Source organism: Paludibacterium paludis (genome assembly GCF_018802605.1).
GTDB classification, from domain to species: Bacteria; Pseudomonadota; Gammaproteobacteria; order Burkholderiales; family Chromobacteriaceae; genus Paludibacterium; species Paludibacterium paludis.
Genome location: NZ_CP069161.1, coordinates 2,349,952 through 2,364,382, shown reverse-complemented (window position 1 = coordinate 2,364,382; position 14,431 = coordinate 2,349,952). Strand labels below are relative to the sequence as shown.

General features: G+C 61.7%; 12 protein-coding genes. 5 read left to right on the top strand and 7 right to left on the bottom strand.

Translation table 11 applies throughout. The features are described 5' to 3' along the window. Positions 1-202: 202 nt before the first annotated feature. From JNO50_RS10700 to glmS, 3 genes are all read right to left on the bottom strand, one after another. On the bottom strand, positions 203-934 hold the full coding sequence (locus JNO50_RS10700; RefSeq protein ID WP_189533130.1) for a glutathione S-transferase family protein: 732 nt from the start codon (positions 932-934) through the stop codon (positions 203-205). A gap of 399 nt (positions 935-1,333) precedes the next feature. Beyond that, on the bottom strand, positions 1,334-1,765 hold the full coding sequence (locus tag JNO50_RS10695; RefSeq protein WP_189533128.1) for a hypothetical protein: 432 nt from the start codon (positions 1,763-1,765) through the stop codon (positions 1,334-1,336). Between the two features lie 1,274 nt (positions 1,766-3,039). Further along, on the bottom strand, positions 3,040-4,869 hold the full coding sequence (gene glmS, locus JNO50_RS10690) for a glutamine--fructose-6-phosphate transaminase (isomerizing) (protein WP_189533126.1): 1,830 nt from the start codon (positions 4,867-4,869) through the stop codon (positions 3,040-3,042). Positions 4,870-5,024: 155 nt separating this feature from the next. On the opposite strand from glmS, the gene JNO50_RS10685 reads away from it, so the two are divergent. Beyond that, positions 5,025-5,507: an Lrp/AsnC family transcriptional regulator gene (locus JNO50_RS10685; protein ID WP_189533124.1), complete on the top strand. Its 483-nt coding sequence runs from the start codon at positions 5,025-5,027 to the stop codon at positions 5,505-5,507. Between the two features lie 142 nt (positions 5,508-5,649). Continuing rightward, positions 5,650-8,343 carry a bifunctional diguanylate cyclase/phosphodiesterase gene (locus JNO50_RS10680; protein ID WP_189533122.1) on the top strand — a complete coding sequence of 898 codons (2,694 nt, stop codon included), beginning with the start codon at positions 5,650-5,652 and terminating at the stop codon, positions 8,341-8,343. On the opposite strand, the gene JNO50_RS10675 is transcribed toward JNO50_RS10680, so the two are convergent. The 4 genes from JNO50_RS10675 to JNO50_RS10660 form a co-directional block, all read right to left on the bottom strand. Beyond that, entirely contained in the window at positions 8,259-8,744 is a 486-nt protein-coding gene (locus JNO50_RS10675; protein ID WP_189533120.1) for a winged helix-turn-helix domain-containing protein, read from the bottom strand. The two genes, JNO50_RS10680 and JNO50_RS10675, sit on opposite strands and share 85 nt — an antisense overlap. An 81-nt stretch (positions 8,745-8,825) precedes the next feature. After that, a complete protein-coding gene (locus JNO50_RS10670) occupies positions 8,826-8,996 on the bottom strand; it encodes a hypothetical protein (RefSeq protein ID WP_189533118.1) in 171 nt (56 codons plus the stop codon). Positions 8,997-9,059: 63 nt separating this feature from the next. Continuing rightward, the gene (locus tag JNO50_RS10665; RefSeq protein WP_189533116.1) at positions 9,060-10,226 is read right to left on the bottom strand and encodes a DNA polymerase Y family protein; all 1,167 of its coding nucleotides are present in this window, start codon (positions 10,224-10,226) and stop codon (positions 9,060-9,062) included. Positions 10,227-10,246: 20 nt separating this feature from the next. Then, positions 10,247-10,831: a LexA family protein gene (locus JNO50_RS10660; RefSeq protein ID WP_189533113.1), complete on the bottom strand. Its 585-nt coding sequence runs from the start codon at positions 10,829-10,831 to the stop codon at positions 10,247-10,249. Positions 10,832-11,087: 256 nt separating this feature from the next. Here JNO50_RS10660 and tig point away from each other — a divergent pair, with 256 nt between their 5' ends. The 3 genes from tig to clpX are packed head-to-tail and all read left to right on the top strand — an operon-like array spanning position 11,088 to position 14,352. After that, positions 11,088-12,395, top strand: coding sequence for a trigger factor (tig, locus tag JNO50_RS10655; protein ID WP_189533111.1), 1,308 nt, complete (start codon positions 11,088-11,090; stop codon positions 12,393-12,395). A 29-nt stretch (positions 12,396-12,424) separates the two neighbouring features. Then, a complete protein-coding gene (gene clpP, locus JNO50_RS10650) occupies positions 12,425-13,045 on the top strand; it encodes an ATP-dependent Clp endopeptidase proteolytic subunit ClpP (RefSeq protein WP_189533109.1) in 621 nt (206 codons plus the stop codon). A 29-nt stretch (positions 13,046-13,074) separates the two neighbouring features. Beyond that, positions 13,075-14,352 carry an ATP-dependent Clp protease ATP-binding subunit ClpX gene (gene clpX / locus JNO50_RS10645; RefSeq protein ID WP_189533107.1) on the top strand — a complete coding sequence of 426 codons (1,278 nt, stop codon included), beginning with the start codon at positions 13,075-13,077 and terminating at the stop codon, positions 14,350-14,352. Positions 14,353-14,431 lie beyond the last annotated feature (79 nt).

Genomic DNA, 14,431 nt, shown 5'->3' with positions numbered 1-14,431 from the left:
TGGGAACAGGGTGACAGAGAGGTGACGCTCTGCGCCTCGAGGAGGGTAAACGCAGGTTGTGCATTGTGCTATTTGAGTTTTGTGCGGGGGAAGGGCGGGATGCCTTTGGCGTTTTGTGGATAATCGGGCGCGACTGTCCTTCTCCTGTGGGGCGGGCGCCGATGAGGTTGACCGGACCTTCATGGCTCACGGAAGGGATAGGTCACCGGTAATCCCGGTACATCTGCTCCAGCCAAGTGCTGGTCGGGCGCTGGTGGAACGATTTCCACCACTGCCAAACCGGCGGGGAGAAGATGGCTTGCAGCTCTTCCTGTGTGCGCCCCCGCGCCCGGAGCGGGGAGAGCAAGGCGGCGCCGGTCAGGTCGGCCCGGCTGAAATGGTTTCCGACCAGGAAAGGTTGCCCGCCAACGATGGTGTCCAGCCTGTCCAGCGTCCTTTCCAACGTATCCAGAGCGGAAGCGGCGGTGTCCGGCGTGATGCGCATCCTGTGTTGCATGGCCCGCCGGACCAGAGGGAAGCACAGTCGGAACAAATGCCGCCGCGAGGCGGGGAGGTCCTGCTCCAGAAAATATCGGGCATGGGGCGTGTCTGGCAGGGTATGGAAATAGAACCACCTTCGCAGGGTAACGCCCAGGTCTTTGTCCAGTACCCGTTCCCATTCGCGGGCCAGACGGGCTTCCTCCGCCGGTATGGGTGTCAACGGCTTGTGCGGATGACGCCGGTCCAGATAGTCGATGATTTCGCCGGAGTCCTGCAGTCGCAGATCTCCCTCGATCAGCAGGGGCAGCGAGGTTTTTCTGCCCGGGCGCAGCGTGGTGGTCAGATGGAACAGTGGCAGCAGATTGCGGACTGCATAGGGGTGCTGTTTGTAATCCAGTGCCCAGCGCGCCTTTTCACAAAAGTGCGAGAAGGGAAACTGATAGAGCGTCGACATGGCGCATGTCTCCTGATCAAGAGGGGCGCACGCAAGCATTAGGCCGGGCCGACCCCGGAGGCATGATCGCATGGGCCGCCGGCCGGCACAATCTGAGCGCCGGGAAGGCGATGGGGAGGACGTTTTGTCCGTTATCTCAGGGAGCGCCCGGGTCCCGCATGATGGCGGTCTCAGAGCATGTCCGGGGTTTTGTGCAACACGGTCATCGGGCAGTTGTTTACGGGATGGCAGCTTTGGCCGACAACCGGTCACAGTCGACGATCTTGGCCTTCATGACTGTTTTTCGGCCGAAGCGGTCGGAGAGTCTGCTCAAATCAAAAGTCTCTCCTGCCGACGCTCACAGATCAAGAGGGCACGCGAACGACGGCGCACTAGAAGAGCGCCCCCTACTTGCTGACGTCAGGCCCCGACTGGTGTCTCCGTCACTGTATGCAAACGTTTAGCCAGATACCCGCCAATCATCGCAGCTGGAATGACCACCAACCATGATATAAGGATGAACCATATCGGAGTAGGGTTAGGTAACGGGCTGAGTAGACTAAAAACTCCTATAAAAAGACACGGCAAGGCGGATAGCATCCCGACCAGAACATGGCGTTCGCTATTCAATGCGGCCGCAATGTAGCCGCCTAGGATATCTAGCAGGACACTGACCAGCAGTAAAAACGTAAGAAAGCCGACAGAATAGAGAGATTGATATATCTCTCGGTACCCAACGTTGTGACTAGCGAGAAAGACGGCATAGCTGATCGAAGCAATGTAGCTGATAGAATAGGTGCCGCCAATATTGACGGCTGTGCCGAGCAGGGCATTCTTGAGGATTTTTTTCATGGTGGTGACGTGGACGTTTTTTTCTTGCAAGGGCTACGTGAATGATCCGGACTTCCGTCAGCCCCGTCAATCGTCGGTTTTTAAGCCAAGAGCAGTCGTAGAATGTTTTGAGGTTAGACGACTGCTTCGGCCGATCAATAGCCAGGCCATTGCGAGATAGCCGGTAGCCTGCCTCTCTGCAGTTGATGAACACTTCAAAGAAAAATGGCCGGCTCTGTTTACAGAACAGCCATTACCATTTTCCATGAGGCTTAATTGTCTACAAGCTCCAGGGCGATTCAGTCGGCCTTAGGTAGCCATCCACGAGAGTTAGCGCCGACCGGTGTCCTCAGGTACGGCTGAGACCATTCTGGGACGAATGTCTGAGCTTAGAAAGGCCACCTCGTATAAGCCCGTAACTGTGTGCCGAGCGTGAATTGGTGAGCAAGCTAGCTCTGCCACAGGGTCGGATAGGTCATCCAGTTCGGACAAGAGAATGCACAAAGCTAACCGTTTGCCATCATGCAAGCCGCGTAGGCGAACACTTTCGCTACTTGCCTCAACCAAGACTTCGGTGATGGGATGCCACCCGGCTTCCTGCCATGCGTAACGCCGAGACAATACCTGGTTGTTCGCAGCAGTCGATGTCGCCAATGGCGCAGCTAGGGCGTCATTAGTGCATGGATGCTTGGGCCAGGGAGGACCTAGCTCGTCAAAAAACACCCTGCCGCCGTGCTCTGACATAAATAAGAAGACTGCCTCCCCGCAAACAGGGCAAGTGGTGGGCAGCGTATAACTATGGCTCAAGCCTTCCACTGAGACGAGATCTGCAGTGGTCGGTAGAGTTTCTCCCGCCTTGGAAGGCAGGCAGAAGCGGCAGGCACAGCCTCCGCGATGGTTGTATCCACGAGATAACATGTTCTTGGCTGCCTAACGTGAAATATACACCTGTGCAGGTGAATATTTGGTCTGTCTGTGAGTACAGCCTATGAATGTTACGGGCATTTTGCCTTGTTTTACAAGCCATTGGATCTGTCAATGAATCGCCCCCCCCGATACCTTCACGACAGCTTCCAATCCTGAACCGGACGTCGCGGCTCTTGGTAGATACTGTCCGCTTAGGCCGACGAGCGGCCCCTTCGATCCTTCCATGTGAATTATCAAACCAAACAATTTCCAACAAAAAGAGGCCATTCCGGGCCTCTTTGTTTCGTACTACTGGCAAGCAATTAATCATGCCTTCGTCATTAATGACTTTATTTTTTCTGATCAACTCCTAACCGGGCCACGGTCAATTACTCGACGGTCACCGATTTGGCGAGGTTGCGCGGTTTGTCGATGTCGGTCCCGCGCGCCAGGGCGGTGTGGTAGGCCAGGAGCTGCAGCGCCACGGTATGCAGGATCGGGGAGAGCAGTCCGTAATGCTCGGCGAGCCGGATCACGGACAGGCCTTCGGTGGAACTGAAGCCGGTGTCCGCCTCGGTGAGCACGTACAATTGTCCGCCGCGAGCGCCCACTTCCTGCATGTTGGAGCGCAGCTTGTCGAGCAACGCATCGCGCGGCGCCACCGTGACCACCGGCATGTCCTCCGAGACCAGTGCCAGGGGGCCGTGCTTGAGCTCCCCCGCCGGGTAGGCCTCGGCGTGGATGTAGGTGATCTCCTTGAGCTTGAGCGCGCCTTCCATCGCGACCGGGAAATGCATGCCCCGACCCAGGAACAGGGCATGCTCCTTGCGGGCGAAATCCTCCGACCAGGCGATCAATTGCGGTTCGAGGGCGAGCACCCCCTGGATCGCCAGCGGCAGGTGCCGCAGCGCGGTCAGATGGGCCGCGGCTTCCTCCTCCCCCAGTTGCCCGCGCGTTTCGGCCAACGCAAGGGCGAGCAGGTACAGGGCGACCAGTTGGGTGGTGAATGCCTTGGTCGACGCCACGCAGACTTCCACCCCGGCCCGGGTCACGAAACCCAGCGCGGCGCGGCGCATCAATTGGCTGCTGGCGACGTTGCAGATGGCGAGTGTGCGGGTCATGCCCAGTTCCATCGCGCGCTCTAGCGCCCCGAGGGTATCGGCGGTCTCGCCGCTTTGCGAAACGGCCACCACCAGCGTGTCCGGATCGGGCAGGATGTGGCGATAGCGGAATTCGCTGGCGATTTCCACCGTCGCGGGCAGCCCTGCGAGCTGTTCAATCCAGCTTTTCGCGGTGAGTCCTGCGTGATAACTGCCGCCGCAGGCGAGGATCAGCACGGATTTGACTTCGCGGAATGCGCGGTAGGCGCCGTCGCCGAAAAGCTCCGGCATGATGCCGTTCACATCCTCCAGCGTGTCTGCCACAGCGCGCGGCTGCTCGAAAATCTCCTTTTGCATGAAGTGCCGGTAAGGTCCGAGCTCCGCCGCGGCCGTGAAGGCCGGCACGGTCAGAACTTCCCGTTCGATGCGCCGACCGTTCCGGTCGATGATCCAGTGCCGTTCGAGCTGGATGTCCGCCACATCGCCGTCCTCCAGATACACGATGCGGTCGGTGTGCCCGGCCAGGGCCATGGCGTCCGATGCCAGAAAGTGCGCTCCGTCGCCTACGCCGATCACCAGCGGTGAGCCTTGGCGCGCGCCGACCACCCGGTGGGGTTCCTCGCGGCAGATCACGGCAATAGCGTAGCTGCCGGTCAGTTTGCCGACCGCGAGTCGCACCGCTTCGAACAGGTCGCCTTCGTAAAGATGATCGATCAGGTGGGCGATCACCTCGGTGTCGGTCTGGCTTTCGAAGCGGTAGCCCGCCGCTTCCAGATCCTGGCGCAGCGCCTGATGATTCTCGATGATGCCGTTGTGGGAGAGGGCGAGGCGGGGTTTGTCACGGTGCGGCGAGAAGTGCGGATGGGCGTTATGGGTCGCCGGCTTGCCGTGGGTGGCCCAGCGCGTGTGCGCAATGCCCGTGAAGCCCGTGAGTCCGTCCTGCGCCACCGACTCGGCCAGCTGGGCCACGCGGCGCGTTCCCCGGCAGCGGCGCAGGGTTCCGTCCTGGTAAACGGCGACGCCGCAGGAGTCATAACCACGGTACTCGAGGCGTTTGAGGCCTTCGAGAAGCAGGGGGGTGATGTCGCGGGGTGCGACGGCGGCAACGATACCACACATAAGTCGTCTCCATGTCGGTGGATGATGCGGCCATGGTAGTGAAGCGTGGATGAAAGTAATAATCAAAAATTCTGTGTGGATGACTAAAAATTTCATATTGGATTGATATAAAATTTATGGAAAATATTTTGCGCATTAATGAAAGAATTTGACTCATGAACCAAGAAAATCCACGGGTGGATCTGGACGATCTTGATCGCAGATTGATCGAGGTATTGCGGGACGATGCTTCCCTGACGAATCAAGCTCTCGCGGAAAAGGTGTTCGCCTCGCCGCCAACCTGCCTTCGCCGCGTGCGGCGCCTGAAAGACATCGGGGTGATACGAAAGGTGACGGCCCAGATCGACCGGCGCATGCTGGGGCCCGAGCTGGAGGCGATTGTCGAGATTACGCTGGACAGGCAGGACAGCGACGCGCTGGCCGCGTTCGAGGCTCGGATGGCAGGGGAGGGCGCGGTGGTTCAGTGCTGGCGCGTGTCGCCCGGGCCTGATTTCGTCATGATTGTTTCGGTGACGGATATGCCGGCCTACCATGCGCTATCGCAGCGCGTGTTCGCGATGGATGCGAATGTGCGCAATGTACGAGCGTTTTTCGCGATTCATCGCAGCAAACCGGAGTATCCGAATACGAGGACATAGCGGTCGGGTCATGACCGATGGGCGTTGTGTGAATGCGTCATTGCCACAGGGGAAATGCCCATAATGGGTAATATTCCAATGGAATGAGTGTGTTTAAAAGAGTAAAAATGGTTCCCTTTGAACCGCTCCTGCCGCTCATACCGTGAAACTCTCGCGCTATCTGTCTCTGTACCTTCTGGTGATCACGCTTCCCCTGTGCCTGTCGCTGGGCTGGTTGTTCAGCGTGTACGTGACGGACCGGATGAACCGTGCCCAAACGGATCTGGCTGCTATGGCGGGACTTGTGCGTGTCGATCTGGAGCGTCAGTTGCAAGTCGGGTTCGCCGCGGCGCAAAGCCTGGCGTCCCGGCGCTGGCCCATGCGCGGCGGCATGGCCGTGTGTCCGGACGAGGCGCTGCGCGAGCAACTGCTGTCGTTGCCGGCGTTCTCCAATGTTTCGTTGCTGGATGCGGACGGCCGGGTGCTGTGCTCGGCCAGGAGCGTGACGCCACAGGCCGAGTCGGCATTTCGCCGGCTGGCGTTTTTCGAGTCGCTGCGTGCTTCCCGCCGGGCCTGGCTCGGTCCTCCCCTGGTCTCGCCGGCCACCCGGGACAATGTCAGTTATCTGGTGATGCCGGTGTGGCGCGAAGGGCGCAAGGTCGGCAGCGTACTGCTGGCCATGCGGCTCAATGCCCTGTCCCTGCCCGCGCTGCCGGAACGCAATGTGCAAATCAAGGTGGCAACCCGTTCGGGGATCGAATTGTTGGGCGAGTCGGCCGGGCGCCCCCTGCCCGCGCACTGGCGCGTTACGCCAGACGAGGAGTCCTCCGCGTTCATGCAGGTGGAGGGGCGCCGCTACTGGCGCGTGGAAGCTCCGTTGGCCGGCAAGGACTGGGTGGTGCTGGCCGCCTTGCCGGAAGAGGAGGTATGGCGGCAGATCGTCAGGGTGTTTGCGCTTCCCGCGACTGTCATTGTGTTCGGATTGTTGTTTTCGTTGAGCGCGGGCGGCTATTTCGTGATTGTCATGGATCGCGCCTGGAAGCACCTGCAGCGTCTGGCGGCGCGCCTCGGCAATGAGCGGACGGGCGCCGCGGTTGCCGGCGACCCTCCCCGGCCCGTCTGGGGAATGCCCGGAGAGTTTGGCCGTATGGAGCGGTTGCTGGACAACGTCGAGCGGCATTTTCAGTCGGTCTTCAACGCATCCACTGACGGATTCGTGCTGTGCGATGCCGCGATGCGCATCTGTTCGGTGAACGAATCGGGCGCCGCGATGTTCGGCTATCGGGTCGATGAACTGCTCGGCCAGCCGGTCAACCAGCTCCTGCCGGAGTCACAGCGGGAGGCGCATAACCATCTGGCGCGTCACTACATGGCCGACCCCCGTCCGCGCCAGATGGGGTTGCGTCCCACGCTGTTCGGCCAGCACCGGGACGGTCGGCGTTTTCCGGTTCGGGTGTCCTTGCAGCCGATCACCACCGGCGAAGGCAGTTTTGTGTCCGCCACTGTTGTGGACCTCTCGCAACGCCTGGAGCTGGAGCGACGCATTCAGTATCTGTCGCATTACGACATGCTCACCGGTCTGGCCAACCGGGGGTTGCTGACCGACCGGCTGGTGCAGAGTCTCGCCCGCGCGCAAAGTCTGGGCCGGCCACTGGCGGTGATCCGGGTTTATCTGAACCGTTTCAAGGCCATCAACGATACCTATGGGCATCAGGAAGGCGATGCGCTGCTGGTCGAAGTGGCCCGGCGCCTGTCCGATGCGGCGGGGCCGGTGCGCAGCGTGGCGCGGCTTGGGGGCGCCGAGTTCGCCGTGCTGGCCGATGCGGATGGCGGAGATCGGGCGCTGGCCGGGCTGATCGATGCCGTGCGGCGCGCCGTCGAGGATCCGATGCCGGCGGGTGGGCGGCGCATCGCGTTGACGGCGGCGATCGGTATCGCCTGCTATCCGGCGGACGGGAGTGGGGCCGAGGAACTGCTCAAGCAGGCGGGGTTTGCGTTGCAGGAAGCCCGTTCCGCTTCGGGTGGCGCCTTGCGCTTCTATAGCCGCGAGCAGGAGGTGGCCGTGCGTGCGCGGCTCGATATGGAGTCGGCGATCCGCGAAGGCATGCTGGCCGGTCAGTTCGCCTTCCAGTACCAGCCCGTGGTGGATATGGAAAGCGGCCGCATCGTCGGCGCCGAGGCCCTGCTGCGCTGGGTGCATCCGGAAAGAGGGCGGATTTCGCCCGCCGAGATGCTGCCGGTCGCCGAGGCGATGGGCATTCTTCCCGAACTGGAGTGGCAGATGCGCGAGCGGTTTTTCCGGGAGGCGGCCGGTTGGGTGAAGCGTTTTGGCCTGCTGTCACTGGCGTTCAATGTTTCGGCCGGAGAGTTCTCCCGGCCGGAGCTGGTGGAGGAAATCCGCGGCCAGCTCGCCGAATCGGGCCTGCCGCCGGCGGCGCTGGTGCTGGAAATCACCGAAAGCGCCTTGATGCTGCATCCCGAGGATGCGGCCCTGACCATGGAGGCGCTGTGCCGTCTGGGAGTGACGCTGGCCATCGACGATTTCGGTACCGGCTATTCGAGTTTGTCCTACCTGCAGTCGTTCCCGGCCTCCCGCCTGAAGATCGACCGGTCATTCGTCGCCCGCCTAGGACACGATCCGTCCGCGCGCAATATCGTCAGCGCCATCGTCTCGCTGGCCGGCAATCTTGGTATGGCGGTAATCGCCGAAGGAGTGGAAACCGAGTTGCAGCGGGACCGGCTCATCATGCTCGGTTGTTCGCTGGGGCAGGGTTATTTGTGGTCGCCGGCGGTGACGGCCGAGCGTTTCGAGGCGCAATTGCGGCAGCAGGAGGCGGGCGATCTGGTCTCGTCCTGACAGTCAAGATGCTGCGCCAGCAGTCCGGCGTGCCGGGCCGCCAGGCCGTGAATGGCGGCCGACGTGCAGACCAGTCCGCCATTCCGGTGCGGCATCAGCCAGCCATCTTCTATGAGCCGGTTGACTCTGCGCCGCACCGTCTCCCGCGGAATGCCCGACGCCTGCGCGACAGAGAAGGCGTTGCAGGGCTTCAGCTGGGTTTCCAGCAGGCGTTCACCGTCAAGCGGCCCGCGCAGATTGGCTTCGAGTATTTCGCTGAAAATGCGGGCGTCGTCCAGGTCGTGAAACACCAGATCAAGCTGCCGGAGCAGGGCATTGAGCGTGGTCGAGACGCGGGCGAGGCAGTGCAGGGTCTGCTGCGGGGGGCTGGCGGGCGTCGGATCCGGAGAGTGCGGTTTCATGGTGGCCCACCTTACCGAAAGGCAAGGCGGGCATCCCTTGATGCAAATCAATCATCCATGACTTCGGCATGAACCGGAGGGTCACCGGCTTTTTCGCGCGGGACGGGTGAAACGGTCCAGCCAGCGCGCCGGCACGTTTTTGCGGATGAGCTGCCGGCGCAGCTCCGGGGACGCCGCAGGCCGGGTGGCGGCCTGAATGTCCGCGCCCAGCATTAGCAGGCCGCAGGCGGCAAGGATGACAAATTTGCCCATGGGGTTCTCGTGGAGGCGGGTTTGCGCATTGTGGCAAATTCCCGCAATAAATGCCATGGGCATTTATTGCGGGGCCCATCCGTCAAAAAGATCGCCTTGGGTGGGAATGGGGGGTGAAGCGGTTTCGGCGGGAGACAGCGTGCCGACGCGTACGCCGAGCAGGCGGATGCGCTGGCCAAGTACGATGCGCCGCAGGCACTCGCCCGCCGCCTGGCGGATCCTGCCCGCGTCGTCGGTGGGGGCGGGCAGCGTCAGGTCGCGCGTGACCGTATGAAAATCCGCGAAGCGCAGTTTGATGCCGATGGTGCGTCCGGCGTAACCTTTGCGGCGCAGGTCGCCGGCCACGCGTTCGCAAAGTTGCGTGAAGCAGCGGGTCAACGCGCCGCGGTCCAGTTTGACATGCAGATCCCGTTCGAAAGTGGTCTCGCGGCTGATCGACTTGGGTTCGGAATGCAGGATGACGGGGCGGTCGTCGCGGCCGTTGGCGCTGTCGTGCAGCCATGCTCCGTAGGTCGGTCCGAACGTGGCGATCAGTTCGTCCGGGCGGACCCCGGCAAGGGCGCCGATCGTGTCGATGCCGGCGCCGACGAGTTTTTCGCCGGCCTTGGGGCCGATGCCGTTGATTTTCCGGACGGGCAGAGGCCAGATGCGCGTGGGCAGGTCCTCGGCCAAGAGCAGTGTCAGTCCGTCGGGCTTGTCGAGGTCCGAGCCGATCTTGGCCAGCAGTTTGTTGGGCGCGACGCAGATCGAACAGCTCAGCCCCGTGGCGTCGCGCACCGCGTCCTTCAGTTTCTGCGCGATCGTTCGGCTGTCCTCGTCCATGTCGCTCAGATCGAGGTAGATTTCGTCGATGCCGCGATCCTCGTAGTGCGGAACCACGGTGGCGACGGCTTCCTTGAAGCGGCGCGAATACTGACGGTACGCATCGATGTCCGTCGGCAGCAAAATGGCATCCGGCGCGAGCTGCGCCGCTTTCATGACGCCCATCGCGGAAAACACCCCAAGCGCCCGGGCTTCGTAGGTGGAGGTGGTGACGACGCCGCGGCCCGCGTAATCGCGCAGGCGCGAATAGCGTCGCGTGCCATCGGCGAGCTGCACGGGGCGATGCTCCGCGCGTCCCGCGATGACCACCGGCTGCCCGCGCAGGTCCGGATAGCGCAACAGCTCGACGGAGGCGAAGAACGCGTCCATGTCCAGATGTGCGATGCGGCGCTCGTTGGCGGGTTTCATGAGTGGGTTCGTGCGAGGATTCAGAATTTCTTCACGCATCCGGTGACCACTCCCCAGATCTGCCATTCCTGACTGTCGCGCGGTTCGATGATCGGGTAGGCGGGGTTTTCCGGAATGAGGGCGAGCCGGCCGTTCCGCTGGTGCAGCCGCTTGACGGTGAACTGGCCGTCCACCGCCGCGAGTACGATGGCGCCGTGCGTGGCGCGGCGCCCCCGGTCGACGACGAGGATATCGCCCTCGGCGATGCCGGCGTTGATCATGGAATCGCCGGTGACTTTTACCATGAAGGTGGCGCTCGCGTCCTCGACCAGATAGCGGTTCAGATCGATGGCGCCGTCCCGGTAATCGTCGGCCGGCGACGGGAAGCCGGCGGCGACCCGGTTGGCGTAGAACGGGATCTCCAATCCGGGGGCTTCGGTGTCCGGCGCGAGAGCGAGGGGCGGGAGGGGGGCGTGGCGAGCGGCCTGGCGCCGCTTGACGAAATCGATGACCGCCTCCTTGTCGGCGCTCGGAATGCGCATCTGGGTCAGGGGTTCGCCGCTGAAACGTCCGCTGCCGGGTTGACGCCCGGCGCCGGCCCGGCTTCCTCCGTGAGAGGTTTTCATGGTGCAAGCCAATAATACTAAAAGATAATTTGATTATTGCATCAAAAATCAAAATTGCAAAGGGCATGCGAGTCGATTTTCTTGCCCGGGAGGGCTTGCAAAAAGGCGGTCCGACGCCATCTGTCTCGATATCGCCCCATCGTGGCGGGGGCTTACAAAGCCGGCAAGCGTGGTATACTTCCGCCTTTCGTGGTGGCGGGCGCTACTTGCCTTGCTGCTGGCGACAAAGCACTCGTTCACAGTTTAAGGATTGGACATGCAAGTACAATTGGAAACGTTGAGCAGCCTCGAGCGCCGCATGAATGTCGCGTTGCCGCTGAGCGTTATCGATGCCCAGGTGGCCGAGCGTCTCAAGCGCGCGGCACGTTCCGCCAAGATCCAGGGTTTCCGTCCGGGCAAGGCCCCGATGAAGATCGTGGAAATGAACTATGGTGCGCAGATTCGCGAGGAAGTCCTCGGCGAGCAGGTGCAGCAGGGTTTCTACAAGGCCGTGAGCGAACAGAAGCTGCGCGTGGCGGGCTATCCGCGTTTCGAGCCGGTGGCCGAAGCCGCCGATGCGGAAAATTTCCGCTTCTCCGCCGTGTTCGAAGTCTACCCGGAAGTGAAGGTCGGCGATCTGTCCGAGAAGGAAATCGTTCGCCCGCTGACCCCGGTGAGCGACGCCGAGGTCGACAAGACCATCGAGATCCTGCGCAAGCAGCGCACCCGCTTCTCCCGCACCGAGCGCGCCGCCCAGGAAGGCGATCGCGTGATCATCGACTTCAAGGGCACCATCGACGGCGTGGCCTTTGACGGCGGCACCTCCGAAAACTTCCCGTTCCAGCTTGGCCAGGGGCAGATGCTGCCGGAATTCGAGGCCGGTGTCAGCGGACTGAAGGAAGGCGAGACCCGCAACGTCGAGGTCAGCTTCCCCGAGGACTATCACGGCAAGGAAGTGGCCGGCAAGAAGGCCGTCTTCGAAATCACCGTGAAGAACGTGGCCGAAGCCCAACTGCCGGAAGTCGACGCCGACTTCGCCAAGGCGCTGGGTATCGCCGACGGCGATGTCGAGAAGATGCGCGCGGAAATCCGCAAGAACGTCGAGCGCGAAGTGAAGCGCCGCCTGACCGCCCGCACCAAGGAAAACGTCATGCAGGCGCTGCTTGACGCGACCGAAATCGAGCTGCCCAAGGCGCTGATCCAGATGGAAATCGGCCGTCTGATGGAGCAGGCCCGTCGCGACATGGAAGCGCGCGGCATGAAGGTCAAGGACATGCCGTTCCCGCCGGAACTGTTCGCCGAGCAGGCCGAACGCCGCGTGGCTCTGGGTCTGATCCTGGCGGATCTCGTCGAGGCCAACAAGCTGGAAGCCAAGCCCGAGCAGGTGAAGGCGCTGGTCGAAGAGTTCGCCGACAGCTATGAGGAACCGGCCGACGTGATCGCCTGGTACTACGCCAGCCCCGAGCGCCTGGAAGGCCCGACCTCGATGGTTCTCGAGGACAACGTGGTCGAGTTCGTGCTGGGCAAGAGCAAGGTCAAGGAAGAAAACCTGGCCTTCGACGTGCTGATGGGTAACAATGCCTGATAGATAGGCAATAAAAGGGAGAGATGCCGATGAAATCGATGACGGAACCTCATGCGCTGGGCCTCGTGCCCATGGTCGTGGAGCAGAGCGGTCGCGGCGAGCGCGCCTATGATATTTATTCGCGCCTTCTGAAGGATCGCATCGTGTTCCTCGCGGGGCCCGTGACCGACGAATCGGCGAATCTCGTGGTGGCGCAGCTGTTGTTCCTCGAGTCGGAAAACCCCGACAAGGACATCTCGCTGTACATCAACTCTCCGGGTGGTTCGATCACGGCCGGCATGTCGATTTACGACACGATGAATTTCATCAAGCCGGACGTGTCCACCCTGTGCATCGGTCAGGCGGCCAGCATGGGCGCGTTCCTGCTCAACGCGGGCGCCCCGGGCAAGCGCCTGGCCCTCGCCAACAGCCGTGTGATGATCCACCAGCCGCTGATCGGCGGCATGAGCGGTCAGGCGACCGATATCGAAATTCACGCCCGCGAGCTTTTGAAGATCAAGGCGCGGATGAACGAGCTGATGGCGAAACACTCCGGCCAGACCGTCGAGAAGGTGCAGCAGGATACCGAGCGGGACAATTTCATGTCCGCCGAAGAGGCCCGGGCTTATGGGCTGATTGACAAAGTCCTGTCGTCCCGCAAGGATGTATAGGATAAACCGACTTAGTACGGATACGATTGATGGCTGACAAGAACAGCAGCGACAAGCTTTTGTATTGCTCTTTCTGCGGAAAGAGCCAGCACGAGGTCCAGCGCCTGATCGCCGGCCCCCAGGTCTTCATTTGCAACGAATGCGTCGAGCTGTGCAACGACATCATCCGCGAAGAGCTCGACGGCGCGAAGCTGGGCGATGAGGGCGAGGCGGCCGGCGAAAAGGCGTTGCCCGTTCCGCAGGACATCCGCGCCAATCTCGACCAGTACATCATTGGTCAGGACATGGCCAAGAAGGCGCTGTCCGTCGCGGTCTACAACCATTACAAGCGCCTCTACTCGCCGGCGCAAAAGGACGATGTCGAGCTGTCGAAAAGCAACATCCTGCTGATCGGGCCGACCGGTTCGGGCAAGACGCTGCTTGCGCAGTCGCTGGCGCGCATGCTCGACGTGCCGTTCGTGATCGCCGACGCGACCACGTTGACCGAAGCCGGCTATGTCGGCGAGGACGTGGAACACGTTATCCAGAAATTGCTGCAGAAATGCGACTACGATGTAGAGAAGGCCCAGAGGGGTATCGTCTATATCGACGAGATCGACAAGATCTCGCGCAAGTCGGAGAACCCTTCGATCACCCGCGACGTGTCGGGCGAGGGCGTTCAGCAGGCGCTGTTGAAGATCATCGAGGGAACCGTGGCGTCCATTCCTCCGCAGGGCGGGCGCAAGCATCCCAACCAGGAATTCATTCAGGTCGATACCTCCAACATCCTGTTCATCTGCGGTGGGGCATTCGACGGGCTCGAGCGCATTATTCGCCGTCGTTCGGAAAAGGGCGGCATCGGTTTCAACGCCGCCGTGGTGTCCAAGGAGGATGGGCGCAGCCTGTCGGCGCTCTTTAGCGAGGTGGAGCCCGAGGATCTGATCAAGTTTGGTCTGATTCCCGAACTGATCGGACGTTTGCCGGTGGTCGCCACGCTCGAGGAGCTCGACGAGGAGGCGCTGGTCACGATCCTGACCCAGCCGAAGAATGCGCTGGTCAAGCAGTACCAGAAGCTCTTCTCGATGGAGGGCGTCGACCTGGAAGTCCGGCCGTCGGCGTTGCGCATGATCGCCAAGCAGGCGCTGGTGCGCAAGACCGGAGCGCGCGGCCTGCGCTCGATCGTGGAGCGCGTGTTGCTGGATACCATGTACGACTTGCCCTCGATGGGTAACGTGGAGCGGGTGGTGGTCGACGAGAAGGTGATCGAGAAGGGCGACAGGCCTTTGTTCATCTATCGGGAAAAGGGTGACGACGCGCAGTCCGCCTAGGGCGCGCGATGCCCTCGACAAAGCCGCCCGAGGGCGGCTTTTCTTTTGCCGCGAACGCTTTGAAGCATATAGTATGGAG

Excerpts from the sequence above, each read along its gene's own strand:
- JNO50_RS10700 (WP_189533130.1), bottom strand. The coding sequence starts at position 934 with ATGTCGACGCTCTATCAGTTTCCCTTCTCGCACTTTTGTGAAAAGGCG.
- JNO50_RS10695 (WP_189533128.1), bottom strand. The coding sequence starts at position 1,765 with ATGAAAAAAATCCTCAAGAATGCCCTGCTCGGCACAGCCGTCAATATT.
- glmS (WP_189533126.1), bottom strand. The coding sequence starts at position 4,869 with ATGTGTGGTATCGTTGCCGCCGTCGCACCCCGCGACATCACCCCCCTG.
- JNO50_RS10685 (WP_189533124.1), top strand. The coding sequence starts at position 5,025 with ATGAACCAAGAAAATCCACGGGTGGATCTGGACGATCTTGATCGCAGA.
- JNO50_RS10675 (WP_189533120.1), bottom strand. The coding sequence starts at position 8,744 with ATGAAACCGCACTCTCCGGATCCGACGCCCGCCAGCCCCCCGCAGCAG.
- JNO50_RS10670 (WP_189533118.1), bottom strand. The coding sequence starts at position 8,996 with ATGGGCAAATTTGTCATCCTTGCCGCCTGCGGCCTGCTAATGCTGGGC.
- JNO50_RS10665 (WP_189533116.1), bottom strand. The coding sequence starts at position 10,226 with ATGAAACCCGCCAACGAGCGCCGCATCGCACATCTGGACATGGACGCG.
- JNO50_RS10660 (WP_189533113.1), bottom strand. The coding sequence starts at position 10,831 with ATGAAAACCTCTCACGGAGGAAGCCGGGCCGGCGCCGGGCGTCAACCC.
- tig (WP_189533111.1), top strand. The coding sequence starts at position 11,088 with ATGCAAGTACAATTGGAAACGTTGAGCAGCCTCGAGCGCCGCATGAAT.
- clpP (WP_189533109.1), top strand. The coding sequence starts at position 12,425 with ATGAAATCGATGACGGAACCTCATGCGCTGGGCCTCGTGCCCATGGTC.
- clpX (WP_189533107.1), top strand. The coding sequence starts at position 13,075 with ATGGCTGACAAGAACAGCAGCGACAAGCTTTTGTATTGCTCTTTCTGC.